The sequence below is a fragment of the Rosenbergiella sp. YN46 genome (assembly GCF_036620675.1).
Classification (GTDB): Bacteria; Pseudomonadota; Gammaproteobacteria; order Enterobacterales; family Enterobacteriaceae; genus Jejubacter.
In genome coordinates, this window is record NZ_JAZHEE010000006.1 from 1 (window position 1) to 25,785 (window position 25,785).

Annotated in this window: 24 protein-coding genes and 2 tRNA genes; 1 reads left to right on the forward strand and 25 read right to left on the reverse strand. The window is 56.8% G+C overall.

All coding sequences use genetic code 11. From position 1 onward, the window contains the following. Position 1: 1 nt before the first annotated feature. The 22 genes from V3W49_RS07055 to sdhC all read right to left on the reverse strand — a co-directional run bounded on the left by V3W49_RS07055 (position 2) and on the right by sdhC (position 21,228). Positions 2–74, reverse strand: a tRNA-Val gene (locus V3W49_RS07055). 26 nt (positions 75–100) lie between these two features. Further along, a tRNA-Lys gene (locus V3W49_RS07060) sits at positions 101–176 on the reverse strand. A 164-nt stretch (positions 177–340) separates the two neighbouring features. Further along, the gene (gene cpoB, locus V3W49_RS07065; RefSeq protein ID WP_500144591.1) at positions 341–1,132 is read right to left on the reverse strand and encodes a cell division protein CpoB; all 792 of its coding nucleotides are present in this window, start codon (positions 1,130–1,132) and stop codon (positions 341–343) included. A gap of 9 nt (positions 1,133–1,141) precedes the next feature. Beyond that, positions 1,142–1,672, reverse strand: coding sequence for a peptidoglycan-associated lipoprotein Pal (pal, locus tag V3W49_RS07070; RefSeq protein WP_500144592.1), 531 nt, complete (start codon positions 1,670–1,672; stop codon positions 1,142–1,144). Between the two features lie 34 nt (positions 1,673–1,706). Beyond that, a complete protein-coding gene (gene tolB, locus V3W49_RS07075; protein ID WP_500144765.1) occupies positions 1,707–2,999 on the reverse strand; it encodes a Tol-Pal system beta propeller repeat protein TolB in 1,293 nt (430 codons plus the stop codon). 174 nt (positions 3,000–3,173) lie between these two features. Then, a complete protein-coding gene (tolA, locus tag V3W49_RS07080) occupies positions 3,174–4,295 on the reverse strand; it encodes a cell envelope integrity protein TolA (protein WP_500144594.1) in 1,122 nt (373 codons plus the stop codon). Positions 4,296–4,335: 40 nt separating this feature from the next. After that, positions 4,336–4,764: a colicin uptake protein TolR gene (tolR, locus tag V3W49_RS07085; protein WP_500144595.1), complete on the reverse strand. Its 429-nt coding sequence runs from the start codon at positions 4,762–4,764 to the stop codon at positions 4,336–4,338. Between the two features lie 3 nt (positions 4,765–4,767). Then, positions 4,768–5,460: a Tol-Pal system protein TolQ gene (tolQ, locus tag V3W49_RS07090; RefSeq protein ID WP_500144596.1), complete on the reverse strand. Its 693-nt coding sequence runs from the start codon at positions 5,458–5,460 to the stop codon at positions 4,768–4,770. Beyond that, positions 5,457–5,861 (reverse strand): tol-pal system-associated acyl-CoA thioesterase, encoded by a 405-nt coding sequence (ybgC, locus tag V3W49_RS07095; RefSeq protein WP_500144597.1) that lies wholly within the window; start codon positions 5,859–5,861, stop codon positions 5,457–5,459. Before ybgC ends, tolQ begins: the two co-directional genes overlap by 4 nt. Positions 5,862–5,994: 133 nt before the next feature. Beyond that, positions 5,995–6,288: a cyd operon protein YbgE gene (ybgE, locus tag V3W49_RS07100; RefSeq protein WP_500144767.1), complete on the reverse strand. Its 294-nt coding sequence runs from the start codon at positions 6,286–6,288 to the stop codon at positions 5,995–5,997. Then, entirely contained in the window at positions 6,288–6,401 is a 114-nt protein-coding gene (cydX, locus tag V3W49_RS07105; RefSeq protein ID WP_500144598.1) for a cytochrome bd-I oxidase subunit CydX, read from the reverse strand. Before cydX ends, ybgE begins: the two co-directional genes overlap by 1 nt. A gap of 14 nt (positions 6,402–6,415) precedes the next feature. Then, complete coding sequence (gene cydB, locus V3W49_RS07110) at positions 6,416–7,555, reverse strand: cytochrome d ubiquinol oxidase subunit II (protein ID WP_500144600.1); 1,140 nt, start codon at positions 7,553–7,555, stop codon at positions 6,416–6,418. Between the two features lie 15 nt (positions 7,556–7,570). Then, entirely contained in the window at positions 7,571–9,139 is a 1,569-nt protein-coding gene (gene cydA / locus V3W49_RS07115; RefSeq protein ID WP_500144601.1) for a cytochrome ubiquinol oxidase subunit I, read from the reverse strand. 558 nt (positions 9,140–9,697) lie between these two features. Continuing rightward, positions 9,698–9,820, reverse strand: coding sequence for a hypothetical protein (locus V3W49_RS07120; protein WP_500144602.1), 123 nt, complete (start codon positions 9,818–9,820; stop codon positions 9,698–9,700). Positions 9,821–11,635: 1,815 nt separating this feature from the next. After that, positions 11,636–12,508 (reverse strand): succinate--CoA ligase subunit alpha, encoded by an 873-nt coding sequence (gene sucD / locus V3W49_RS07125; RefSeq protein WP_500144604.1) that lies wholly within the window; start codon positions 12,506–12,508, stop codon positions 11,636–11,638. Continuing rightward, positions 12,508–13,674, reverse strand: coding sequence for an ADP-forming succinate--CoA ligase subunit beta (sucC, locus tag V3W49_RS07130; RefSeq protein WP_500144605.1), 1,167 nt, complete (start codon positions 13,672–13,674; stop codon positions 12,508–12,510). Before sucC ends, sucD begins: the two co-directional genes overlap by 1 nt. A gap of 83 nt (positions 13,675–13,757) precedes the next feature. Next, positions 13,758–14,975 (reverse strand): 2-oxoglutarate dehydrogenase complex dihydrolipoyllysine-residue succinyltransferase, encoded by a 1,218-nt coding sequence (odhB, locus tag V3W49_RS07135; RefSeq protein ID WP_500144606.1) that lies wholly within the window; start codon positions 14,973–14,975, stop codon positions 13,758–13,760. A 16-nt stretch (positions 14,976–14,991) separates the two neighbouring features. Continuing rightward, positions 14,992–17,808 (reverse strand): 2-oxoglutarate dehydrogenase E1 component, encoded by a 2,817-nt coding sequence (sucA, locus tag V3W49_RS07140; protein ID WP_500144608.1) that lies wholly within the window; start codon positions 17,806–17,808, stop codon positions 14,992–14,994. A 190-nt stretch (positions 17,809–17,998) separates the two neighbouring features. Continuing rightward, positions 17,999–18,715, reverse strand: a complete 717-nt coding sequence (locus V3W49_RS07145) for a succinate dehydrogenase iron-sulfur subunit (RefSeq protein WP_500144610.1) — start codon at positions 18,713–18,715, stop codon at positions 17,999–18,001. A 16-nt stretch (positions 18,716–18,731) separates the two neighbouring features. Then, positions 18,732–20,498: a succinate dehydrogenase flavoprotein subunit gene (gene sdhA, locus V3W49_RS07150; protein WP_500144611.1), complete on the reverse strand. Its 1,767-nt coding sequence runs from the start codon at positions 20,496–20,498 to the stop codon at positions 18,732–18,734. Further along, the gene (sdhD, locus tag V3W49_RS07155) at positions 20,498–20,845 is read right to left on the reverse strand and encodes a succinate dehydrogenase membrane anchor subunit (RefSeq protein WP_138096448.1); all 348 of its coding nucleotides are present in this window, start codon (positions 20,843–20,845) and stop codon (positions 20,498–20,500) included. Before sdhD ends, sdhA begins: the two co-directional genes overlap by 1 nt. Then, a complete protein-coding gene (gene sdhC / locus V3W49_RS07160; protein WP_500144612.1) occupies positions 20,839–21,228 on the reverse strand; it encodes a succinate dehydrogenase cytochrome b556 subunit in 390 nt (129 codons plus the stop codon). Before sdhC ends, sdhD begins: the two co-directional genes overlap by 7 nt. 648 nt (positions 21,229–21,876) lie before the next feature. Between sdhC and V3W49_RS07165 the strand changes: the two genes are divergently transcribed. After that, positions 21,877–23,157: a citrate synthase gene (locus V3W49_RS07165; protein ID WP_500144613.1), complete on the forward strand. Its 1,281-nt coding sequence runs from the start codon at positions 21,877–21,879 to the stop codon at positions 23,155–23,157. Between the two features lie 203 nt (positions 23,158–23,360). On the opposite strand, the gene nei is transcribed toward V3W49_RS07165, so the two are convergent. From nei to pxpB, 3 genes are read right to left on the reverse strand one after another with little or no spacing between them, the layout of a single operon-like run. Continuing rightward, entirely contained in the window at positions 23,361–24,155 is a 795-nt protein-coding gene (nei, locus tag V3W49_RS07170) for an endonuclease VIII (RefSeq protein ID WP_500144614.1), read from the reverse strand. Between the two features lie 18 nt (positions 24,156–24,173). After that, positions 24,174–25,115 (reverse strand): 5-oxoprolinase subunit PxpC, encoded by a 942-nt coding sequence (gene pxpC / locus V3W49_RS07175; protein WP_500144616.1) that lies wholly within the window; start codon positions 25,113–25,115, stop codon positions 24,174–24,176. Continuing rightward, a complete protein-coding gene (gene pxpB, locus V3W49_RS07180; protein ID WP_500144617.1) occupies positions 25,109–25,765 on the reverse strand; it encodes a 5-oxoprolinase subunit PxpB in 657 nt (218 codons plus the stop codon). Before pxpB ends, pxpC begins: the two co-directional genes overlap by 7 nt. Between the last annotated feature and the right edge of the window lie 20 nt (positions 25,766–25,785).

Genomic DNA, 25,785 nt, shown 5'->3' on the forward strand with positions numbered 1-25,785 from the left:
GTGGGTGATGACGGGATCGAACCGCCGACCCCCTCCTTGTAAGGGAGGTGCTCTCCCGGCTGAGCTAATCACCCACTGCGTACTGCTACCAGATTTTAAGTGGTGGGTCGTGCAGGGCTCGAACCTGCGACCAATTGATTAAAAGTCAACTGCTCTACCAACTGAGCTAACGACCCACTTTTTTGCCGCCGCGGATTAATCGCTTAACCCCCGGCAACGGCGGCATATATTACTGATTTAAGGCGCTGACGCAACCTTAATTTTAACAACCATCGTCTGACCGCTCAGGATTCACGCGCCACGCGCAGAAAAGCGACACATTCTGGTCACGCCGCGCCCGTCAGAGCGCGGAAAGTTTCTTTTGCGCCTGGGTGGCGGCGCTGGTGCCCGGATACTTGCTGATAACCTGCTGATAAACGGCCTTCGCTTTTTCCTTGTCACCTTTCTCCTGCATGACTGTCCCTACTTTGTAAAACGCGTCCGGCGCCTTGGGAGACTTGGGATAGCTCTTCACCACCAGGGCAAAGTAGTGTACCGCGCTGTCCTTCTGCCCCTTGTTGTAGTAGAGCTGACCGAGCCAGTAGTTGGCATTAGGCTGATAGGTGGAGTCAGGATATTTTTTAACAAAGGCCTGGAATGCCGCGATCGCCTCGTCGCTGCGTTTTGCCTGTACCAGCGCAAACGCGGCGTTATAGTCGCTGTTGGCATCACCGCCCTGTATCGCCTTTCCCCCGTTATCTGCTCCCGGGGAAGCCTGGGTACCCGCCGCTGCGCCCTGATTCTGAGCGCCACCACTGCCCTGCTGCTGCCCGGCGTTACCGCCCTTCAGTTCCTCTATCTGCAACAGAATTTGTTTCTGGCGTTCGACCACCTGGTTGAGCTGATACTGACTTTCCTGAATCTGGCCGCGCAGCTGAGCGATATCCGTCTGGTTATCGGCAGCCTGCTGCTGAAGCTGAGTTAATAACTGGCTGTGCGCATTACTGATGCGCTCAAGTTGAGTGACCCGATCTTCGACCGAGCCGGAACCGACGCTACTGATTGACGCTTGGGCATGAGCGGCCCCCAACGGGGCCGCAACGCCAACCAGCAACGACAGAGCCAACAGAGATTGTCTGAAGTTACTGCTCATGCCGTTCTCTTAGTAAACCAGTACCGCACGACGGTTTTTCGCATAAGCGGCTTCGTCGTGACCCAGTACTGCGGGTTTCTCTTTACCGTAGGAGACGATAGCTATCTGATCGGCAGATACGCCTTTACCCTGCAGGTACATTTTCACCGCGTTCGCGCGGCGCTCGCCCAGGGCGATGTTGTATTCCGGCGTACCGCGCTCGTCCGCATGACCTTCGATGGTCACTTTGTAAGAGGGATTGTTACGCAGGAAGGCCGCATGGGCGTCCAGCATCTGCTGGAATTCGGAGTTTACGTCGTAGCTGTCATAGCCGAAGTAAACGATGTTGTTCTGCTGCAGTTGCTGCATCTGCAGACGCGCCTGCTCGTCGGCGGACATATTGCCGTTGCCGCCATTGGCGCCGGTCATACCGCTACCTGCACCCATCATGCCGCCAGCACCGCTCTGATCGTTGTCGGCGCTCTTATTAGAGCTACAAGCGGCAATCGCCATCACAGGCAGCGCCAGCATCAGCCCTTTCAGCACTTTGTTCAGTTGCATGTTTTTATCCTTATTCACTATCACTCTATTGTTATCAGAGATACGGCGACCAGGCAGGGAATTTAACCTGACCATCGGTTGCCGGTAGACGCGCTTTGAAACGCCCGTCTGTTGAAACCAGGTTCAGCACGGAGCCCATCCCCTGGGAAGAGCTATAGATAACCATTGTGCCGTTCGGTGCCAGACTTGGCGTCTCATCCAGGAACGTGGAGCTCAGCGTTTGTACGCCCCCCGTCGCCAGATCCTGTTTGGCGATGTTCTGCTTGCCGTTATTGGAGCTGACCATAACCATAAATTTACCGTCGTCACTGACGTCCGCATCCTGATTCTGGGAGCCTTCCCAGGTCAGACGCTGAGCGGTGCCGCCGTTAACGTTCACTTTATAAACCTGAGGACGACCCGCCTGATCAGAGGTAAAGGCCAGGTTCTGGCTGTCCGGGAACCAGGTCGGTTCGGTATTGTTGCTGCGCCCGTTAGTCACCTGACGCATCTGACCAGAAGCCAGATCCATTACGTACAGCTGCAAACTCCCGGTTTTAGAGAGCGCGAAGGCCAGCTTCGAACCATCCGGCGAGAAAGCCGGCGCCCCGTTGTGGCGCGGGAAAGAAGCTATCTGGCGCACGTTACCGTTAGACAGCGTCTGTACCACCAGCGCCGAACGACCGCTTTCGAAGGTAACATAGGCCAGTTTGCTGCCATCCGACGACCAGGCCGGCGACATCAGTGGCTGGCTGGAACGGTGCACCACAAACTGGTTATAGCCGTCATAGTCGGATACCCGCAGCTCGTAAGGGAACTGGCCGCCGTTGGTCTGTACCACGTAAGCGATACGGGTACGGAACGCGCCTTTAATGCCGGTGAGCTTTTCAAAGACCTCATCGCTGGCGGTGTGCGCCGCATAGCGCAGCCACTGCTTGTTCACCTTATAAGAGTTCTGGGCCAGTACCGTGCCCGGAGAACCGCCGGTGTCCACCAGCTGATACGCAACGGTATAGCCGCCATCCGGGTTCGGCGTCACCTGCCCGACCACCACGGCGTCAATGCCCAGCGCGGACCAGGCCTGAGGCTGAACTTCCTGAGCGGAGCCCGGCTGCTGCGGCAGGCGCGCTCTGTCCAGCGGATTAAACTTGCCGCTGTTACGCAGATCCGCCGCCACGATTTCACCAATGTCTTCCGGCGCGCTACCAGGGCCGCTCCATTTAAATGGCGCAACACCGATAGGACGTGCGGAGTCCACCCCCTGTGTTATCTCTATTCGAACTTCCGCATGCAGGACGGCTGCCCACAGCATCAGAAAACTTAATGCGACTCGTAATGCCTGCTTCATCATTTCTCCCTTATCCGGGCCTGCAAACCCACGATAATTTAGCAGAATGTTAACAAACCGGTATAGTGCTAACGTTTTATCCTGCCCTGTGCGACCACGGAATCCAACGCATCTTCGAAGATGCGCATCTGCTGCCACCTGAATTATGCAGGATAATCTCCGTTCGCGCTGGCCTTAAGGTTTAAAGTCCAGCGGCGCGTTTTTAAAGACCTCATAAACGGCCTGGCTGGGCGGCTTAGGCATATGCGCCTGACGAGCGGCGGTAACGGCCGCCCGGCACAGCGCCGGATCGCCCCCTTCAGACTGCACATCCAACAGCAGGCCATCCGGAGCCAGCTTCACGCGCAGCGTACAGGTCTTACCGGCATACGAAGAGGCATCGTAAAACTTGCTCTCAATCGCCGACTTGATCTGGGCTGCATAGCTGTTGATCTCCGCCCCCGAGGCGCCGTTATGCTTATTATTCCCCTTCCCGGCCGGCGCGGCATTGTTTCCCTGCGCGCCGCCGCCGGTTTTCGGTGCATTCTTACTCGAGCTCAAATCGCCCAGCAGATCGTCTACTCCCTGAGCGGCAGCAGCCTTTTCCGCTGCGGCTTTCTTCTCGGCAGCGGCCTTTTCCGCGGCGGCTTTCTTCGCGGCCGCTTTTTCAGCTGCCGCTTTTTCCGCAGCGGCCTTCTTCGCGGCAGCCGCTTTTTCTGCCGCCGCTTTTTCGGCAGCGGCTTTCTCGGCAGCTTTCTTCGCGGCTTCCTCCTGTGCCTTCTTCTGTGCGGCTGCGGCTTTCGCTGCCTCTTCTTCAGCCTGTTTCTTCGCCTTAGCGGCAGCGGCTTTCGCTTGTTCCTCGGCTTTTGCCTTCGCCGCAGCCGCGGCCTCTTCGGCCTGCTGTTTCTGCTGTTCGGCCCGCTTCGCCGCTTCCTCAGCCTGCTTTTGCTGCTCGGCCTGCTGCTGGCGGGCTTTCTCCTGCGCTTCCAGCCGCTCTTTTTCCAGCTGTTTCAGACGCGCCTGTTCGGCGGCCTGCTTTTCGCGTAGCTCTTCCGCCTGCTGCTGAGCCTGCTTTTCACGCTGCTCCCGAGCCCGGCGGGCGCTCGCCTGCTGCTGCTGTTCCCGATTGTATTGCTGTACGACGGCGCCGGGATCAACCATCACGGCATCGATAGCCCCGCCGCCGCCACCGGCGGATTCATCGATATGTTCATCGAATGAACTCCAGATCAGTAGCGCAATCAGCAGAATATGCAGCACCACTGAAACGATAATCGCTCGCTTCAGCTTCGCATTTTCTTCGCTTGCCTTTGACACTCCAGGTTCCCCAAAACTGTTCGGTTAAGACACCCGCTTATCAGATAGGCTGGGTCATTAACCCAACGGACGTAACACCTGCCTGATGCAGCAGATTCAGGGCCTTAATCACTTCGTCGTAAGGCACCTCTTTAGCACCGCCAATCAGGAATACCGTTTTCGGGTTTTCCTGCAAACGGCGCTGCGCTTCCGCCGCCACCTGCTCTGCAGGCAGTTGATCCATACGATCCTTACCGACGACAATGCTGTATTGCCCAACGCCCGCCACCTCGACGATCACCGGCGGTTCATCCTGGGTGCTGACCGTCTTCGAGTCGGTTGCATCCGGCAGATCTACCTCAACGCTCTGGGTGATGATCGGCGCCGTTGCCATAAAGATCAGTAACAACACCAGCAATACATCCAGAAGTGGAACAATATTGATTTCAGACTTCAGCTCGCGCCGACGCCGTCCACGTATTCTGGCCATGGTTTACCCCTTGCTGCTTTCGCTGGTACTGAAAGCCTGACGGTGCAGGATGGCGGTGAACTCCTCCATAAAGTTGTCGTAATTCAGTTCCAGCTTGTTCACCCGCTGATTAAGACGGTTGTAAGCCATCACGGCCGGAATAGCGGCGAACAGGCCGATCGCGGTCGCGATCAGCGCTTCGGCGATACCCGGCGCCACCATTTGCAGCGTCGCCTGCTTCACCGCACCCAGCGCGATAAAGGCATGCATAATCCCCCACACGGTGCCAAACAGACCGATATACGGACTGATGGAACCTACGGTGCCAAGGAACGGAATATGGGTTTCCAGGTTTTCCAGTTCGCGGTTCATGGAAATACGCATGGCGCGCGACGCCCCTTCGACAATCGCCTCCGGCGCATGGCTGTTGGCGCGATGCAGTCGGGCGAACTCCTTAAACCCGGCATAGAAAATCTGTTCAGAGCCCGCCAGAGTGTCGCGACGCCCCTGGCTTTCCTGGTAGAGCCTGGAGAGCTCGATACCAGACCAGAATTTATCTTCAAAGGCTTCGGCTTCGCGCGCCGCCGAATTCAGGATCCGGGTACGCTGAATGATGATTGCCCAGGAAGCTATAGAAAAACCAATCAAAATCAACATGATGAGTTTGACCAGCAGACTTGCTTTCATAAACAAGTCGATGATATTCATGTCAGTCACTGCTTAAACTCCGCGACGATAGACTTGGGAAGCGCTCGGGGCTTCATAGTGGTTGGGTCAACGCAAACAATCAGCACCTCAGCTTCATTCAGGGTTTTGCCGTCGGCGTTAACAATTTTTTGTGAGAATACGAGCGATGTGCCGCGCATGGAAACGATGTGGGTCTGAATCTCCAGCATGTCGTCCAGTCGGGCGGGAGCCAGGTACTCCAGGTTCATTTTGCGCACCACAAAAGCCACCTGCTGTTCCAGCAACACCTGCTGACTAAAGTGGTGGTGGCGCAGCATCTCGGTACGCGCTCGTTCATAAAAGGCAACGTAACTGGCATGGTACGCCATGCCGCCGGCATCGGTGTCTTCGTAGTAGACCCGAACCGGCCATCGAAATAGCTCAACGTTCACTTTACATCCCGGTAATGCCAATAAACGTAGCTACTATACGCAAGCGGAACAGGGTTGGGAATGGGGGGAAGCCTGGGAAGCGTAAATATATTTATGGGCTGGTAACAGCCCATAAATGCGGCCTGACGCCGCTTCAGGAAAAGAAAAACGCAATGCCAAGTAACAGTACGGGAAGTGCGATTACCGGACAAAAAACGCCCTGCCACAGCGCCTTTTTCGGACGAAACCCTACTCCGTGAATCACTCCGGCACAAACGGCCCACATAAGCAGAAAGCCGTGCCAAATGGAAAGCGCGCTGGTTTTCGCGGCAAAGCGGGAGGGATCCCAGAAAATGCAGCCAGCCAGTACCAGCGCCAGTAGCAGGGAAAGGGCCCGTAATGGGCCCTTGTCCATTATCGCGTAAAGTCGGGTTACCACTGACTCAATCACGATTTTTCTTTAGCGTCTTTTGAAGACTCGGCCTGTTCGATGGCCAGGGCGGTCACGATCCCAAAGGCACAGGCCAGCAGCGTCCCCAGAATCCATGCAAAATACCACATGCTTAACTCCTTACTCAGTACAGAGAGTGGCTGTTGCTTTCAATATGCTCTTTGGTGATGCGACCAAACATCTTCCAGTAACACCAGCTGGTGTACAGCAGGATAATCGGCACAAACACGATAGCAACATAAGTCATCAGGTTCAGCGTCATCTGGCTGGAGGTGGCATCCCACATCGTCAGGCTGGCGTTCATCATAGTGCTGGACGGCATGATGAACGGGAACATGGCGATACCCGCGGTCAGAATAACGCAGGCCAGCGTCAGAGAAGAGAACAGGAAGGCCCAGGCCCCTTTTTCCATACGCGAGCACAGCACGGTCAAGAGCGGCAGTACGACGCCCAGAGCCGGAATGGCCCACAGCGCAGGCATATGCTGGAAGTTCACCAGCCAGGCACCCGCTTCGCGAGCCACTTCCTTGGTCAACGGGTTAGAGGCGGCATGGGTATCCATGGTCGAAGTGACGACATAACCGTCAATACCATACACCACCCAGACACCAGCCAGAATGAAGCAGACCATCATCACCAGCGCGGTAATCTGCGCGGTGGCGCGAGCACGCAGGTGCAGTTCGCCAGTGGTACGCATCTGCAGATAGGTCGCTCCCTGCGTCAGGATCATCGCCACGCTGATGACGCCTGCCAGCAGGCCGAACGGGTTCAGCAACTGGAAGAAGTTGCCGGTATAGGTCAGACGCAGGTATTCGTCCACGCTGAAAGGCACGCCCTGCAGCAGGTTGCCGAAAGCCACGCCGATCACCAGCGGCGGCACGAAGCTACCGATGAAGACGCCCCAGTCCCACATGTTGCGCCAGCCGTTATGTTCGATCTTGGAGCGGTAGTCAAAACCGACCGGACGGAAGAACAAAGAAGCCAGAACCAGAATCATGGCGACATAGAACCCGGAGAAAGCGGCGGCATAAACCATCGGCCATGCGGCGAACAGCGCGCCGCCGGCGGTGATAAGCCAGACCTGGTTGCCGTCCCAGTGCGGCGCGATGCTGTTGATCATCACGCGGCGTTCGGTATCGCTGCGCCCCAGGAAACGGGTCAGCATGCCGACCCCCATGTCGAATCCATCAGTGACCGCAAACCCAATCAGCAGAATGCCGATCAGCAGCCACCAGATAAAACGTAATACTTCATAATCGATCATTTCCCGACTCCTGTCTTATCGTGCCGGCTGAGAAGCAGCGCTGGACTGTTCAAAGTGGTAGCGCCCGGTTTTCAGGCTACTTGGCCCAAGACGCGCGAATTTGAACATCAGGAACAGTTCAGCCACCAGGAACAGCGTGTAGAGGCCGCAGATCAGCACCATGGAGAAGATCAGGTCGCCCGCGCTCAGGGTAGAGTGAGCCACCGCCGTCGGCAGAACCTCACCAATCGCCCAGGGTTGACGACCGTATTCCGCAACAAACCAGCCTGCTTCTACCGCAATCCACGGCAGCGGCAGTCCATAAAATGCTGCGCGCAGCACCCATTTCTTCTCGCCCACGCGGTTACGCAGCACCGTCCAGAACGAGGCGGCGATGATAATCAGCAGCAGGAAGCCACAGGCCACCATGATACGGAAGGCGAAATAGAGCGGCAGTACGCTGGGAATAGAGTCTTTGGTCGCCATCTGGATCTGCTCTTCCGTCGCATCGCTGACGTTATCGGTATAGCGTTTCAGCAACAGGCCATAGCCCAGATCGTTTTTCACGGCGTTAAAGCGATCGCGCACGCTCTGATCGGTAGCGCCAGCACGCAGCTCTTCCAGCAGTTTGTATGCAGTCATCCCATTACGAATACGGCCTTCGTGCTGTTCCATCAGCTCCTTCAGGCCGGTAACCTGCTTATCCACGGAGCGGGTCGCAATAAGCCCCAGCGCGTAAGGAATCTGAATCTGGAAGTGGTTCTCCTGTTTTTCCTGGTCAGGAATGCCGAACAGCGTGAAAGATGCGGGTGCCGGCTGGGTTTCCCACTCGGCTTCGATAGCGGCCAGTTTGGTCTTCTGCACGTCACCCATTTCGTAACCAGATTCATCGCCCAGTACGATAACCGACAGTACCGCAGCCATACCGAAGCTGGCGGCAATGGCGAAGGAGCGTTTGGCGAAAGCGAAGTCGCGGCCTTTCAGCATGTACCAGGCGCTGATGGCCAGGATGAACATCGCGCCGGTCACATAGCCGGATGCCACGGTGTGAACGAATTTCACCTGAGCTACCGGGTTCAGCACCAGCTCGGAGAAGCTGACCATCTCCATGCGCATGGTTTCAAAGTTGAAGTCAGAAGCGATGGGGTTCTGCATCCAGCCGTTAGCCACCAGGATCCAGAGAGCGGAAAGGTTGGAGCCCAGCGCCACCAGCCAGGTCACCGCCATGTGCTGTACCTTGCCCAGGCGATCCCACCCGAAGAAGAACAGCCCTACGAAGGTGGACTCAAGGAAGAAGGCCATCAGACCTTCGATTGCCAGCGGAGCGCCAAAGATGTCGCCCACATAGTGAGAGTAGTAGGACCAGTTGGTTCCGAACTGGAACTCCATGGTCAGGCCGGTTGCGACCCCCAGAGCGAAGTTAATGCCGAATAACTTGCCCCAGAATTTGGTCATATCTTTATAGATTTGTTTGCCGGTCAGCACGTAGACCGTTTCCATGATGGCCAGCAGGAACGCCATACCCAGCGTCAGCGGCACAAACAGGAAGTGGTACATCGCGGTCAAGGCAAACTGTAAGCGCGACAGTTCGACTATATCAAACATCTTGACTCCTTGCTCTTCGCATGAAGACTCCGAACGCAGCACACCGGATCGCCGGTACGCCACAACGCATGCCCCAATGGAAATACATTCGCTCCCTAACCCAAGGCGTCATCCATAGAGAAAGGATAAGCGCCTGGAGAAAGTTTACAAATAGGTTAAAAAAAATACCAAATAGATCCGCAATATATTACGCCGCAAAAACCTTACAATAAATAGGTTTTTGCTGGTGGAAATTTGCATTTCTCGACGGTGATCAATATATAGCGAATTTAATCGTTGAGAGCCAGTTTGATCTGGCGCAAATACGACGTTTTTTTACGCCTTTGCAACGCCTTGTGTATTGATTTAGCGCAAATTATTTCGCCACTGTTAACTCAAAACACACTTTTAATCAACGCAGTAAATTGCGTGTTAAATTTATGTTTTATGGCATGCCGTTTCGCTTGCAAAAAAATAACAGCGTGCCGCACGTTATGGATTTATTTAACCTGAAGTGCGAATTCACCTGTTAGCCCGTATTGGCGAGAATTGTAGAGAGCATCACAGTCATTTTTCCTGTTACTGCTCCTGACGTTGATTTACAACAACATCATTACTTTTTGCCCCAACTTTCAACAACAATCCATTTTCAAAAAACGGGTTATCCCCTCCCCTGCCGCCATATCGCCAGCCTGCGGCCATAAAAAAGGTTCACCGCGCTTTAGCGTGGAATGGTTGAAGACGGGAAGCTAAAAAGCTGCAGAATATAATGATGCGGCGGGTGTTTCGTTCACTGCCGGGAAACTTTCTCTCCCTTCAGGGTGTACGTTCCGGAGTGAGGGTGACAGACGGCTCCGGCGCCCGGTTTCAGAATAAAAGCGGCAGAATATGATGATGCGGTGGGTGTTCCGTTCACTGCCGGGAAACTTTCTCTCCCTTCAGGGTGTACGTTCCGGGGTGAGGGTGACAGGCGGCTCCGGCACCCGGTTTCAGAACAAAAGCGGCAGAATATGATGATGCGGTGGGTTGTTCCGTTCATTGCCGGGAAACTTTCTCTCCCTTCAGGGTGTACGTTCCGGGGTGAGGGTGACAGACAGCTCCGGCGCCCGGTTTCAGAATAAAAGCGGCAGAATATGATGATGCGGTGGGTGTTCCGTTCACTGCCGGGAAACTTTCTCTCCCTTCAGGGTGTACGTTCCGGGGTGAGGGTGACAGACAGCTCCGGCGCCCGGTTTCAGAATAAAAGCGGCAGAATATGACGATGCGGTGGGCAGTTCCGTTCACTTTGCGTGATTGCTTCTCTGTTAATCCACCGCGGGTGAACGGGCCAGGGGGGCTCAGTCGCCGCTCCCCTGGCGACCCGGGCTCCCCGGCGGTAAAAAACGCCGCTGACGCGGGCCCCTACGCTAATTCCCGACGGGTTTAACCGGGACGAGCGTGAGCCGGCGTCCCTGCCGGCCACGCCCTGGGCCGACATCCCTGTCGCCCCCCCTGACCCGTCGTGAACGCTACGGCGTTTTTTAAGCCGGGTGGCTACACCCTCGTCGCTTCAGACAGGTTGCTCAAAAGCGACCAGCACCTTTCTTTGCTGTCAATCAGGGCAGAAGGTGACAGGCGATGACACTCTCCGGCCTGAAAATCGCCGGAGTATTCACGGCGGCCAGGGTCAGCCCGACAGGACGTCGGGCTGAGGGTGTGCGGCACACGGAGGTGCCGTCACGCCCGACCCGTCGGCTGGCGGGAATACGCAGGACAAAATTGCCGGGAGCCGTTTTGAACAACGCCGCAGGCGTTGGCCCCGGAGGGGCGAGGCCCAGGGACGGGCCGAGTAAACCCGAAGGGCGATTTTCACGCCGGGAGGCTACACCCTCGTCGCTTCAGACAAGGTGCTCAAATACAACTAACAATACCTTTACGGATAAATCCGGGCAGAAGGTTAAAGGCGGTGACACTCCCCGGCCTGAAAATTGCCGGGAGCCATTTTGAACAACGCCGCAGACGTTGGCCCCGGAGGGGCGAGGCCCAGGGACGGGCCGGGTAATCCCGAAGAGCGATTTTCACACTGGAAAGCCGGGTTGTCAGGGGCGGCATTTGAGCCCCTGACCCGTTCACCGGTTCCGCAACCGACATATAAAAGTAACCTTAAGGTGAACGGAACCAGCGCGACATATTCTTCCAGAACACGACATGCCACAAAAATAGTGCAACCGGAATGACCACGAACTACAACTGCCGCCCCGGCCTGCATCTGAAAGGCCACCCGGCAAAATATGATGATGCGGCGGGCTGTCTCGTCAGGATGGCGATTGAGCCCGACAGAATAGTGATTTAGCCGGAGTAAACGCGATATCCCGAATTCACGGGCGGTCAACATCGCTTCCCTCAACGCAATATACTCAGCCCAAGGTGTGCCACTCCCCGGTTGGCTCCGGCTTCACGAGAATCCGCGATGAACCATAAAAAAGGCCACCCTAAGGTGGCCAACCATGTCGAAGGATATCTTATTAGTTGTATAGATTACTGCGGTAGCACGGTTTTCAGCGCTTCGCCGATGTCCGCCAGGCTGCGTACGGTCTTCACGCCTGCGGCTTCCAGCGCGGCAAATTTCTCATCGGCGGTACCTTTACCACCGGCGATGATCGCGCCAGCGTGGCCCATACGCTTGCCTTTCGGCGCGGTCACGCCGGCAATGTAAGCCACGACCGGCTTGGTGACGTTCTGCTTGATATAAGCAGCCGCTTCTTCTTCCGCGCTGCCGCCGATTTCGCCGATCATCACAATCGCTTCGGTCTGCGGATCTTCCTGGAACATCTTCAGGATATCGATAAAGCTGGAACCCGGAATCGGGTCGCCGCCAATACCCACACAGGTAGACTGACCAAAGCCGTAGTCGGTGGTCTGCTTAACGGCTTCATAGGTCAGTGTGCCGGAACGGGAAACAATGCCCACCTTGCCTGGCTTATGAATGTGGCCCGGCTGGATGCCAATCTTGCACTCTCCCGGTGTGATAACGCCGGGGCAGTTCGGGCCGATCATCCTTACGCCTGCCTCATCCAGTTTCACCTTCACGGTCAGCATATCCAGGGTCGGGATACCTTCGGTAATGGTAATGATGAGCTTAATGCCCGCATCAATAGCTTCCAGAATGGAGTCTTTGCAGAACGGTGCAGGTACGTAGATGACGGACGCGGTGGCGCCAGTCTGCTCTACCGCTTCGCGCACGGTGTTAAATACCGGCAGGCCCAGGTGGGTGGTGCCGCCTTTGCCCGGCGTTACGCCGCCGACCATTTGAGTACCGTATGCGATAGCCTGTTCGGAGTGGAAGGTTCCCTGACTGCCGGTGAAGCCCTGGCAGATCACTTTGGTGTTTTTATCGATCAAAATGGACATTATTTCCCCTCCACAGCCGCGACAACCTGCTGCGCCGCATCGGTAAGACTGGTTGCTGCAATGATGTTCAGACCGCTTTCGGCCAGCTTCTGCGCGCCCAGATCGGCATTGTTGCCTTCCAGACGCACCACGACCGGCACGCTCACGCCCACTTCGGCGACCGCGCCGATGATGCCGTCGGCGATCAGGTCGCAACGCACGATACCGCCGAAGATGTTAACCAGCACGGCCTTCACGTTATCGTCGGACAGGATGATCTTAAAGGCTTCGGTCACGCGCTCTTTGGTGGCGCCGCCGCCCACATCCAGGAAGTTGGCCGGCTGGCCGCCGTGCAGTTTAACAATGTCCATGGTGCCCATCGCCAGACCGGCGCCGTTGACCATGCAGCCGATGTTGCCATCCAGCGCCACATAGTTAAGCTCCCACTGAGCCGCACGCGCTTCACGCTCGTCTTCCTGGCTCGGGTCGTGCATTTCACGCAGTTCCGGCTGGCGGAACAGCGCATTGCTGTCAACGCCCAGTTTACCGTCCAGGCAGATCAGATCGCCCTGAGTGGTGATAACCAGCGGGTTAATCTCAACCAGCGCCAGATCGCGCTCCAGGAACAGCGTCGCCAGGCCCATGAAGATCTTGCTGAACTGCTGAACCTGCTTACCTTCCAGGCCCAGTTTAAAGGCCAGCTCACGGCCCTGGTACGGCATCGGGCCGGTTAGCGGATCCAGCGCCACTTTATGAATCAGGTGCGGCGTCTCTTCCGCCACTTTTTCGATTTCCACACCGCCTTCGGTAGAAGCCATAAAGACCACGCGACGGCTACTGCGATCGACAACGGCACCCAGGTACAGCTCTTTACCGATATCGGTCGCACCTTCCACCAGGATCTGGTTGACCGGCTGACCGTTAGCGTCAGTCTGGTAGGTCACCAGATTTTTACCCAGCCACTGCTCGGCAAAATTGCGAATATCTTCTTTGCTGTTAACCACTTTTACGCCGCCGGCTTTGCCGCGGCCGCCAGCGTGCACCTGGCATTTAACAACCCACGGACCAGCGCCAATTTTGGACGCCGCCTCTTCCGCTTCGCGCGGAGTGGTACAGGCATAACCCACCGGAGCCGGCAAGCCATACCGGGCAAACAGCTGTTTCGCCTGATATTCGTGTAAGTTCATGTGTTCTATCCATTAAGGCTAGGGAGCATTAGCGCTCGGGGTACTGAATACCGCCCCGCACGCGGGGCGGACTGTTACGGTTCTTATACGTCCAGCAGCAGACGCGTCGGATCTTCCAGCATCTCTTTAATCGCGACCAGGAAGCCTACCGATTCGCGGCCGTCGATCTGACGGTGATCGTAGGAAAGCGCCAGATACATCATCGGCAGAATCTCAACCTGACCATTCACCGCCATCGGACGCTCTTTAATGGCGTGCATGCCCAGAATCGCGCTCTGAGGTGGGTTGATGATCGGCGTGGACATCAGGGAGCCGAAGACCCCGCCGTTGGTGATAGTAAAGTTACCACCGGTCAGTTCATCAACGGTCAGTTTGCCGTCACGGCCTTTCACCGCCAGCTCTTTAATACGTTTTTCAATATCGGCCATACCCAACAGATCGACATCTTTCAGTACCGGCGTGACCAGGCCGCGCGGCGTGGAAACGGCGATGCTGACATCGAAGTAGTTGTGGTAAACCACATCTTCGCCGTCGATAGAGGCGTTAACTTCCGGGTAACGCTTCAGCGCTTCCACCACCGCTTTGATATAGAAGGACATAAAGCCCAGGCGCACGCCGTGACGCTTCTCGAAGGCTTCGCCGTACTGCTTACGCAGCGTCATGATCGGCTTCATGTTCACTTCGTTGAAGGTGGTCAGCATCGCGGTGGAGTTTTTCGCCTCCAGCAGACGCTCGGCCACGCGCTTACGCAGGCGGGTCATCGGCACGCGTTTTTCGGAGCGGTTGCCCAGCTGCGGCTGCGCGGCAGGCTGCTGCTCGGCGGCTGCTTTACCGCCACCGGACTGCTGCGCCAGGTGCTTCTCGACATCTTCTTTGGTCAGACGGCCGCCTACGCCAGTGCCTTTAACAGCCGCAGCGTCGAGGTTATGTTCCGCCAGCAGGCGGCGTACCGCCGGGCTGAGGGCGTCGTTGTTCTGCTCTTCCAGTGACGCGGAGTGGCGCTGGGCTGGCGTGGAGTCTTTAGCGTCAGCTTTGGCGCTGCTCTCTTTTCCACCGCTGTCGCCTTCACGCAAGCGTCCCAGCGCCTGGCGAGAGGTCACGGTCGCCCCCTCTTCTTCCAGAATCGCTTCCAGCACCCCGTCGGAAACCGCAGGAACCTCCAGCACGACTTTATCGGTTTCAATCTCTACCAGCACTTCATCACGGCTTACCGCATCCCCCGGCTGCTTGTGCCAGGTCGCCACGGTGGCGTCGGCAACGGACTCAGGAAGATCGGGAACAAGAATATCTACGCTACTCATTATTTATCCTTTGATATTAATCGACGTTCAGCGCGTCGTTGACCAGATCCTGTTGTTGTTTCTGGTGAACAGACATATATCCAACCGCAGGCGATGCCGATGCGGGGCGGCCTGCATAACGCAGCGTGGCCTGTGACGGAATTGCTTCACGGAAGTGGTGTTGGCTACAGTACCAGGCCCCCTGGTTAAGCGGCTCTTCCTGGCACCAGACAAAATCGCGCACGTGGGCGAACGGCTTCAGTACCTCTTGCACCACCTGATGCGGGAACGGGTACAGCTGTTCGATGCGCACGATGGCAACATCTTTCTGATCGTTCTTACGGCGCTGCTCCAGCAGGTCGTAGTAAACCTTACCGGAACAGAACACGACGCGCTTAACGGCCTTCGGATTCAGCTCGTCGATTTCGCCGATAGCAGGCTGGAAGCTGCCGTTCGCCAGCTCATCGAGGCTCGAAATGGCCAGCGGATGGCGCAGCAGCGACTTGGGCGACATGACCACCAGCGGGCGGCGCATACCGCGCAGCGCCTGGCGACGCAGCATATGGTAGACCTGAGCCGGGGTGGAAGGTACGCAGACCTGCATATTCTGTTCGGCGCAAAGCTGCAGATAGCGCTCCAGACGGGCGGAGGAGTGCTCCGGCCCCTGGCCTTCGTAGCCATGGGGCAGCAACATCACCAGACCGCACATCCGGCCCCACTTCTGTTCGCCGGAACTGATGAACTGGTCGATAACCACCTGGGCTCCATTGGCGAAGTCGCCGAACTGGGCTTCCCAGATGGTCAGGGTGCGCGGCTCCGCGGTGGCATAGCCGTATTCAAAGGCCAGCACCGCTTCTTCCGACAGTACCGAATCCCATACCTTAAAGTCGCCCTGCCCGTTGTGAACGTGGGCCAGCGGCGTCCAGGTGGAGCCATTGGTCTGATTATGAATCACCGCGTGGCGGTGGAAGAAGGTGCCGCGGCCGGAGTCTTCGCCGGAAATACGTACCGGAATACCTTCGTCCACCAGGGTGGCGTAGGCCAGATTTTCCGCCGCGCCCCAGTCGAACGGTTTATCGCCGTTAGCCATGCTCTGGCGGTCATTGTAGATCTTCGCAACCCGCGACTGCATGGTGATGGTGTCCGGCACGCTGCTGATGCGCTTCGCCAGTTCCTGCAGACGCTTCATCTCGACCTTGCTCGGGTAGTTCTCATCCCATTCATGGTTGAGGTACGGCGACCAGGTAAAGGAGTGCATATTCATCGGACGCCACTCGTCCACCACGCATTCGCCGGCATCCAGCTTATCGCGATAGACGTTGACCATCTCGGTGGCGTCTTCCAGAGTGGCAACCTTTTGCTGTTCCAGACGATCGGCGTAGATCTTACGCGGCGTCGGGTGCTTTTTGATCTTCTGGTACATCAGCGGCTGGGTTGCGCTCGGCTCGTCGGCTTCGTTATGGCCGTGACGGCGATAGCACACCAGGTCGATAAAGACATCGCGCTTGAAGGTATTACGGAAGTCCAGCGCCAGGCGCGTGACGAAGGCGACCGCTTCGGGATCGTCGGCGTTAACGTGGAAAATAGGCGCCTGAACCATCTTACCGATGTCGGTGCAGTACGGCGTAGAGCGCGCATCTTCGGGATTCGAGGTGGTGAAGCCCACCTGGTTGTTAATCACGATGCGTACCGTACCGCCCACTTCATAACCGCGAGCCTTGGACATGTTCAGGGTTTCCTGAACCACGCCCTGGCCGGTGACGGCCGCATCGCCGTGGATGGTAATCGGCAGCACCTGATTGATGCCCGGCTTATCAAGGCGATCCAGACGCGCACGCACCGAGCCCATTACTACCGGGCTGACGATTTCCAGGTGCGAAGGGTTAAAGGCCAGCGCCAGGTGAACCAGGCCGCCTTCGGTCTCGACGTCGGAAGAGAAGCCCATATGGTACTTCACGTCACCGGTGCCAAGATGCTCTTTGTGCTTGCCGGCGAACTCGTCGAACAGATCCTGAGGTTTTTTCCCCAGCACGTTAATCAGCACATTAAGACGTCCGCGGTGCGCCATACCCAACACCACTTCGCGGGTACCGCTCTTGCCTGCGTGACGCACCATATCTTTCAGCATCGGCACCAGGGCGTCACCGCCTTCCAGCGAGAAGCGTTTAGCCCCCGGGAATTTGGCGCCAAGATAGCGCTCAAGGCCTTCAGCCGCGGTCAGTTCGCTCAGGAAACGTTTCTTTTCTTCGCTGCTGAAGTTTGGTTGACCAACCACCGATTCGATCCGCTGCTGAATCCAGCGCTTCTCTTCGGTGTTGGTGATATGCATGTACTCCGCACCGATAGAGCCGCAGTAGGTCTGCTTCAGGGCTTCTATCAGTTCACCGAGCTTCATGGTCTCTTTGCCGATGGCAAAGGAGCCTACGTTAAAGCTTTCCTGGAAATCGGCGTCCGTGAGGTTGTGGAAAGCGGGGTCCAGATCCGGCACTTTTTCCTGCTTCCACAGGCCGAGCGGGTCAAGATTCGCCTGCTGATGACCGCGAAAACGATATGCGTTGATCAGCTGAAGAACCTTCACCTGCCTGGCGCCGGTATCGGGATCGGCTATGGAAGAGGATGAAGAGGTATAACGTGAGGCATCCTTCGCCAGACGACGGAAATAATCACGTGTTTTTGAATGAAATTGATCCGGTTTGGTTCCGCTGCCGGGGAGCTGCTGGAACATGGCACGCCAGGCGGCGTCCACTGAGTCAGGATCGGTTAAGTAGTCTTCATAGAGTTGCTCTATGTAGGACTGATTTGCGCCCGCCAGCCAGGAGGAGTCCAGCCAGGGCTTCATCGCGCCTTTCTGCATCGTGATCCCTTAAGCAATATTTTGCTTATTTCGCCGTGGATAACTACTACGCGCACTTTCACACGCGTGACCCGCGATCCCTCTCTGCGAGCTTAAAACATGGCCCGCGAAGGAACCTTTAAAAACTGCCTGAATGGCAGTTTTTAAAGGTTTCCTGAACTACCGGGGGGCAGCCCCCCGGCAGAAACCGTCAAGCGCTGCGCTGTAACAACATGGACTTAATATGACCAATGGCACGCGTCGGGTTGAGTCCCTTAGGACATACGCTGACGCAGTTCATAATGCTGTGACAGCGGAATACGCTGAAAGCATCGCTCAACCCTTCCAGACGTTCATCGGTCTGTGTGTCGCGGCTGTCGATCAGGAAGCGATACGCCGCCAGCAGACCTGCAGGGCCGACAAATTTGTCCGGGTTCCACCAGAAAGACGGACAGGAAGTCGAGCAGCAGGCGCACAGAATACACTCGTACAACCCATCCAGTTTTTCACGCTGTTCAGGGCTTTGCAGATGCTCCCTGGCGGGTGGATTTTGCCCATTATTCAACAGGTAAGGCTTAATCTTCTCATATTGAGCGTAGAACTGTCCCATGTCTACCACCAGATCCCGAATAACCGGCAAACCAGGTAGAGGTCTGATCACAATTTTCTGCTTTCCGTTGCCCAGCGCTGAAATCGGCGTGATGCAGGCCAGGCCGTTTTTACCGTTCATGTTCATGCCGTCGGAACCGCAGACCCCTTCACGGCAGGAGCGACGAAACGACAGCGTCGGATCCTTCTCTTTCAGTTGAATCAGCGCATCCAGCAGCATCATGTCACGCCCTTCTTCCGCCTCCAGGGTGAATTCCTGCATGCGCGGCGCATCGTCAACGTCCGGATTGTAGCGATAGATTGAAAATTCGAGTTTCATCACCTTGCCTCCGCGATTAATAGGTTCGTACTTTCGGCGGGAATGCCGGACGCAGTTTGGGTTCCATGTTGACCTTGCGGCGCGTCATGGCCTCATGCTGCGGCTGGTACAAGGTGTGGCACAGCCAGTTTTCATCGTCGCGATCCGGGAAGTCGAAGCGGCTATGAGCCCCACGGCTTTCGGTACGGAAGTTAGCCGCCTGTGCGGTGGCGTAAGCCGTTTCCATCAGGTTATCCAGCTCCAGACACTCCATACGCTGGGTATTGAACTCGCTGGAGGTGTCGTCCAGACGGGCGTTTTTCAGACGCTCGCGAATCTCTTTGAGCTCGGCCAGGCCTTTGGCCATCGCGTCCCCTTCACGGAACACCGAGAAGTTATGCTGCATGCAGGCCTGCAAAGCTTTGCGGATCTGTACCGGATCTTCACCGCTGCGAGTGCTGTTCCAGCGGTTGAGGCGCTCCAGCGAACCTTCCACGTCGGAGTCGCTGGCGTCGCGCAGCGCGCCCTGCTCTTCGATGGATTCGTGCAGATGCACGCCCGCCGCACGGCCAAAGACCACCAGATCGAGCAGCGAGTTGCCACCCAGACGGTTAGCGCCATGAACCGATACGCAGGCGATTTCACCTACGGCGAACAGCCCCGGAATCACAACGTCTTCGCCCTTCTCGTTTACCGTCAGCGCCTGTCCGGTCACTTTGGTCGGGATACCGCCCATCATGTAGTGGCAGGTCGGGATAACCGGAATCGGCTCTTTAACCGGGTCAACGTGCGCGAAGGTGCGTGACAGCTCCAGAATACCCGGCAGACGGGATTCCAGAACCTCTTTACCCAGATGGTCGAGTTTCAGTTTGGCATGAGGCCCCCACGGACCGTCGCAGCCGCGACCTTCGCGAATTTCGATCATGATGGAGCGCGCGACGACATCGCGTCCCGCCAGATCTTTGGCATTCGGCGCATAGCGCTCCATAAAGCGCTCGCCGTGTTTGTTCAGCAGGTAGCCGCCTTCGCCGCGGCAGCCTTCGGTCACCAGAACCCCTGCGCCGGCAATACCGGTCGGGTGGAACTGCCACATCTCCATATCCTGAACCGGTACCCCGGCGCGGATAGCCATACCGACGCCGTCACCGGTGTTGATATGCGCGTTGGTGGTGGACTGATAGATACGACCCGCGCCGCCGGTCGCCAGCACGGTAGCGCGGGCTTTAAAGTAAACCACTTCGCCGGTTTCAAGGCACAGCGCGGTACAGCCTACAACGGCGCCGTCCTGGTTCTTGACCAGATCCAGGGCATACCATTCAGAGAAAATCGTGGTGTGGTTCTTCAGGTTTTGCTGATACAGAGTATGCAGCAGCGCGTGGCCGGTACGGTCGGCTGCCGCCGCGGTACGGGCCGCCTGCTCACCGCCGAAGTTTTTCGACTGACCGCCGAAGGGGCGCTGGTAGATGCGTCCATCATCCAGGCGAGAAAACGGCAGCCCCATATGCTCAAGCTCCAGAATTGCTTCCGGGCCGGTTTTACACATATATTCGATGGCATCCTGGTCGCCGATATAGTCGGAACCTTTCACCGTATCGTACATATGCCACTCCCAGTTATCGTCATGGGAGTTACCAAGGGCGACGGTAATCCCCCCCTGGGCAGAAACGGTATGGGAGCGGGTAGGAAACACTTTAGACAGCAGGGCACAGCTCTGCCCGCTTTGCGAAATCTGTAGCGCCGCGCGCATACCTGCGCCGCCTGCGCCAATAACAACAGCATCAAACTCTCTGACTGGCAATTTCATCACACACCCCACACCACAACGAATCCATAAATCACGTAAACCAGCAGCGCCACAACGATGGCCAACTGCAGCACCAGACGTAGTGCCACGGGTTTAACGTAGTCGGTCAGTACCTGCCACATGCCGATCCAGGCATGTATCAACACGGAAAACAGCGCCAGAAGCGTGAAAACTTTGGTGAACCCACTGCCGAAAAAGGCGGTCCAGGATTCCCAGGTCAGTTCACCGCTGGTAGCGAAGAAACCGATCATGTAGATGATGTAAAGGGCGATTACGATGGCGGTAGCACGTACCAGCAAAAAGTCATGAACCCCATTGCGACCCAATGCGGAAGCGTTGCTTACCATACGAGGACTCCTGCAAGAATTGAAAGCACGACGGTAATGATGAAGGAGACGCGCGCGGAACTAACGCCCGCTTGCAGGGTCTCTTCCAGCCAGCCAAAATCCATCAGCATGTGGCGGATACCAACGACAACGTGATAAGCCAGCGCGGTGAGGATGCCCCACATAATGAACTTGACGATGAAGCTATCCATGATTGAGGAGGCAACCAGGAAGCCTTCGGGCGAGGAGAGCGACAACCCCAGCAACCAAAGCAGAATACCGACGGCCACAAAAGTGATCACGCCGGAAACGCGGTGGAGGATGGAGGCTATGGCCGTTACGGGAAACCGGATCGTAGTCAGATCCAGATTAACAGGTCTTTGTTTTTTCACGGTTTTGCCCACATGCTGTTCTTATTGTTTCCTACCTCCGGATTTCTGCAGGCGGGTCAGACAGCGCTCATTTTCTATAACTCTGCGTCATGCAAAACAACTGCGTCCAGATGTTAAATCGACGGGTTACTACGCTGGGTGGCTCGGGATAGCAGAGTGTTCCGGAGACCTGGCGGCAGTATAGGCTGTTCACATAATCATTACAATTAACATACAAAATCTTTGGCACGTTTTGGTTGGAACAGTGATCCACATCACGAATTTAACAATACATTAAATTAACATCATCTAATTTGACAAAGATTAAACAATATTGTTACATCCATAAGTGAGAAAGGCCGTATAATTCGTAAAAGTTATGGGGCCACTCTTTCAGACGTATACAAGTTATGTAACAGTGTTCGCTATTGACCGAAGTCATCTGGCCCGGTATTAGTGGTACCAGGTATCAAGTATATGAATTGCTAACACACTGATTTACTGTAGTTTCATCTGTACCCTATGGTTGCCTGCTAGCCGCCTGGTGCTCTGTACCCTGGTTTCCTCCTCCGACACAGAGCTGCGCACCACACAACAAACTGGCAACATGTAAAATGGATGTATGAAACCTAAATCAGACGCCGGCAGTTCTGTCAAAATAAGGCGCTAAGGAGACCGCAAATGGCTGATAAGAAAGCTACCCTCACCTATAATGGTGAAGCTGTTGAGCTGGACGTGCTACAGGGCACGCTCGGTCAGGATGTTATTGACGTCCGTACCCTCGGTTCCAAAGGTGTATTCACTTTTGATCCCGGATTTACCTCCACCGCATCCTGCGAATCCAAAATCACCTTTATCGACGGCGATGAAGGCATTCTTCTGCACCGCGGCTACCCGATCGACCAACTGGCGACCGATTCCACCTACCTCGAAGTGTGCTATATCCTGCTCTATGGCGAAAAGCCGACCCAGGCAGAATATGACGAGTTTAAAACCACCGTCACCCGCCACACGATGATTCATGAACAGATCACCCGTCTGTTCCATGGCTTCCGCCGCGACTCTCACCCGATGGCGGTAATGTGCGGCGTAACCGGCGCGCTGGCAGCCTTCTATCACGACTCGCTGGATGTCAATATCCCGCGTCATCGTGAAATCGCCGCGTTCCGACTACTCTCTAAAATGCCGACCATGGCCGCCATGTGCTACAAGTACTCCATTGGCCAACCCTTCGTTTATCCGCGCAACGACCTCTCCTACGCAGGCAATTTCCTTAACATGATGTTCTCCACGCCGTGCGAAGAGTACAAAGTGAACCCGGTACTGGAGCGCGCCATGGACCGGATTCTGATCCTGCACGCGGATCACGAACAGAATGCCTCAACCTCGACGGTGCGTACCGCAGGCTCATCTGGTGCCAACCCCTTTGCCTGTATCGCGGCGGGTATCGCTTCGCTGTGGGGGCCGGCGCACGGCGGCGCCAACGAAGCCTGTCTGAAGATGCTGGAAGAGATCAACACTAAAGAGCACATCCCGGAATTCGTGCGTCGCGCCAAAGACAAGAACGACTCTTTCCGTCTGATGGGCTTTGGCCATCGGGTCTATAAAAACTACGACCCGCGCGCGACCGTGATGCGCGAAACCTGCCATGAAGTGCTTAACGAACTGGGCATGAAGGACGATCTGCTGGAAGTCGCCATGGAACTGGAACACATCGCGCTGAACGACCCTTACTTCATTGAACGTAAGCTGTATCCGAACGTCGACTTCTACTCCGGCATCATCCTGAAGGCGATGGGCATCCCCTCTTCCATGTTTACCGTTATCTTCGCCATGGCGCGCACCATCGGCTGGATTGCACACTGGAACGAAATGCACGACGACGGCATCAAAATCGCGCGTCCTCGTCAGCTGTACACTGGCTACCAGAGTCGCGATTTTAAATCCGGGATCAAGAAATAATCTGACGCCCGGACACCAATAATTAACGGAGAGCGCCGAAGGGCCTCTCCGTTTTCTTTTTATTGCCTGGCAGCACGCCTGCGCTCCGGTTTGCGAAAAATAGCGCCGACACTCGGGAAATGAGCTAACCGACGATAACGTTATCTTCAGCGAATCCGCGCTGAACTATATAAATTCTCCGTTGGCGCTTTTATCGCCGACATTCACCGCTGACAGTGCGGGCACCAGTAAAAGGGGCGCGATGAGAGCATAGCGCGTTCGATCGCACGGCCGCAGCGTTCACACGCTTCGCCGTCGCGGTGGAACACCCGAAAACGGAAGGTGGCGCCGTGGTGGTGGTTTTCATCCTCCTGCCCCCGGGTTCGATAGGAAAGACGCGCTATCGCCAGGCAGGCCTGCGCCAGTTCGTTTAACTGGCTATCCGTAAGATCGACCGGACGGTGCTGAGGCGCTAACCGCGCCTGCCACAGAATCTCCACCCGCAGGTAGTTACCCAGCCCGGCAAGAAACGCCTGATCCAGCAGCAGCCCGCTCAACTGGCGACGGTAAAACGGCTTCGACAGCAGCCGGGCTTTCACCTGCTCCGCGGTCAGGGTCATGTCCAGCACGTCCGGCCCGACTCGCAATAAGAATGGATGACGCGCCAGCCCCCCGGCATCAAGGATCTCAATATCCGACGCGCTGTACAACAGTATCGCCCGCCGACTCGTCGCCAGCCGCACCCGCAGGCTGCGTTTGCTCTCCTGCGGCGCTTCTCCCGCATCGACAACCCGCCAGACGCCATAGAGCTGGTTATGCGTATAGAGCGTCAACTGGCTGGAGAAATGGGTCAGCATCGCCTTGCCGCGGGTTTCGATACGCTCAATGCGCTGACCGGTAAGAACCGATTCAAAGGGTTTAAGATGAGGAAAGGCGAACCAGACTTCCGTCAGCGGTTCGCCAAGAACGGCATGTTCCAGCCGATCCGCCGCGCGGCGGATCTCCGGGCCTTCTGGCATAACAAACTCCCTGCCCCGCTACTGCGCGTCTGCCTCCTGCTGCAGGCGCCATGCGAGTTGCTCCAGATAAAGCTGCTGATCGTGACGCGCTTTTAGCGCCTCTTCCAGCGTGCACTGTACAAAATGGATAGGCTCCCCCAGACGGATCTGCGCCAGATGGTACAGATCCGCGTCAATAATCGTAGCGATACGCGGATAACCACCCGTGGTCTGGGCGTCGTTCATCAATACGATCGGCTGCCCATTATGCGGCACCTGAATCACGCCGGGTAGCAATCCGTGCGATAGCAGTTCCCGCTGTTCCGGGCGCGCCAGCACCTGCCCCTGAAGGCGATACCCCATACGGTTGCTCTGAGGGCTCAGACGCCAGGGCAAACGCCAGAAATCGTCCCGGGATTGTTCACTGAATTCGTGATACTCCGGCCCCGGCAGAGCCCGAATGCGATTGCCCCACAGCAGCTGTTTTACCCCCGCGCAGGCATGAAACTGATGGCGGGCGTCACCGATGGCAATCGCATCGCCATCCGCCAACTGGCGCCCCTTAAAACCGCCGAAAGCAGCTTTCAGATCGGTACTGCGCGAGCCCATCACTTCGGGGACTTTCAGCCCGCCAGCCACCGCCAGATAGCTGCGCATACCGTGACGCGGCAATTTTAGCTCCAGCCGCTGACCGTTATGGTATGGCAATCGCCAGCCGGTCCAGACCGGATGCCCATCCAGCACGGCGTCGCAGTCGGCGCCGGTTAGTGCAAACCAGCCGGCGCCGCGAAACTCAATCGCGCAGTTACCGAGCGTTATCTCCAGCCCCGCCGCCTCGCGCGCATTGCCCACCAGCGCGTTAGCGATTATCAATGACGGCGCATCCAGCGCTCCGCTGCGACTCACGCCGGCCAGCCGGTAGCCGAAGCGCCCGGTGTCCTGCACCGTGGTCTGCATCCCGGCACGAAGTATCTTTAGCACACGCCCTCCTTCTGTGGCACAAAGCGTACATAATCACCGGGGCTAAGCAGCGCGGGGGATTCGCGATCGGGATCGAACAGCCGAAGCGACGTCCGGCCAATCAGTTGCCAGCCTCCCGGCGTTGCCAGCGGATAGACGCCGGTATGGCCGCCGCCAATACCCACCGACCCCGCCGGAACCTCCAGCCGCGGCTCGGCGCGGCGCGGTACTGCCAGCGCCTCTGACAGGCCGCCCAGATAAGGAAAGCCGGGCTGAAAGCCCAGGAACCAAACCACATAATCCACTGAAGCATGTAGCTCCACAGTCTGGGACTCGGTCAGTCCGGCCTGGCTGGCGACCCAGGGCAGATCCGGCCCGGCCTCGCCACCGTAGATAACCGGGATCTCGATCCGATTCGGCGTGGGCTCCAGCGCTTCGCTCTCTTCCCACCAGCGCTGTAAACGCTCAAGCGCGTCCAGCGCCATTGTCTGGGGGGAACGCAGAATAACGGTGATGTTATTCATGCCGGGGATGGCTTCCACGACCTCCGGCAACGCCGTCAGACGCTGCGCCAGCCCCCAGATCCGCTTTTGACTCTCCAGGGAGAGCGGCGGCTCCAGTTCCAGAACCGCCGCGCTCTCCCCTAACAGATAACAGCGCGCTCGTTGCACATTTCCCTCTCTCAGATGAC

What these genes read in the sequence shown, in the direction of transcription:
- V3W49_RS07120 (WP_500144602.1), bottom strand. Translation starts at nt 9,820, where the DNA reads ATGGCCGCAGGCTGGCGATATGGCGGCAGGGGAGGGGATAACCCGTTT.
- cpoB (WP_500144591.1), bottom strand. Translation starts at nt 1,132, where the DNA reads ATGAGCAGTAACTTCAGACAATCTCTGTTGGCTCTGTCGTTGCTGGTT.
- V3W49_RS07165 (WP_500144613.1), top strand. Translation starts at nt 21,877, where the DNA reads ATGGCTGATAAGAAAGCTACCCTCACCTATAATGGTGAAGCTGTTGAG.
- cydB (WP_500144600.1), bottom strand. Translation starts at nt 7,555, where the DNA reads ATGATCGATTATGAAGTATTACGTTTTATCTGGTGGCTGCTGATCGGC.
- sdhA (WP_500144611.1), bottom strand. Translation starts at nt 20,498, where the DNA reads ATGAAATTGCCAGTCAGAGAGTTTGATGCTGTTGTTATTGGCGCAGGC.
- odhB (WP_500144606.1), bottom strand. Translation starts at nt 14,975, where the DNA reads ATGAGTAGCGTAGATATTCTTGTTCCCGATCTTCCTGAGTCCGTTGCC.
- cydA (WP_500144601.1), bottom strand. Translation starts at nt 9,139, where the DNA reads ATGTTTGATATAGTCGAACTGTCGCGCTTACAGTTTGCCTTGACCGCG.
- sdhD (WP_138096448.1), bottom strand. Translation starts at nt 20,845, where the DNA reads ATGGTAAGCAACGCTTCCGCATTGGGTCGCAATGGGGTTCATGACTTT.
- pal (WP_500144592.1), bottom strand. Translation starts at nt 1,672, where the DNA reads ATGCAACTGAACAAAGTGCTGAAAGGGCTGATGCTGGCGCTGCCTGTG.
- sucC (WP_500144605.1), bottom strand. Translation starts at nt 13,674, where the DNA reads ATGAACTTACACGAATATCAGGCGAAACAGCTGTTTGCCCGGTATGGC.
- sucD (WP_500144604.1), bottom strand. Translation starts at nt 12,508, where the DNA reads ATGTCCATTTTGATCGATAAAAACACCAAAGTGATCTGCCAGGGCTTC.
- tolR (WP_500144595.1), bottom strand. Translation starts at nt 4,764, where the DNA reads ATGGCCAGAATACGTGGACGGCGTCGGCGCGAGCTGAAGTCTGAAATC.
- V3W49_RS07145 (WP_500144610.1), bottom strand. Translation starts at nt 18,715, where the DNA reads ATGAAACTCGAATTTTCAATCTATCGCTACAATCCGGACGTTGACGAT.
- nei (WP_500144614.1), bottom strand. Translation starts at nt 24,155, where the DNA reads ATGCCAGAAGGCCCGGAGATCCGCCGCGCGGCGGATCGGCTGGAACAT.
- sucA (WP_500144608.1), bottom strand. Translation starts at nt 17,808, where the DNA reads ATGCAGAAAGGCGCGATGAAGCCCTGGCTGGACTCCTCCTGGCTGGCG.
- cydX (WP_500144598.1), bottom strand. Translation starts at nt 6,401, where the DNA reads ATGTGGTATTTTGCATGGATTCTGGGGACGCTGCTGGCCTGTGCCTTT.
- tolB (WP_500144765.1), bottom strand. Translation starts at nt 2,999, where the DNA reads ATGAAGCAGGCATTACGAGTCGCATTAAGTTTTCTGATGCTGTGGGCA.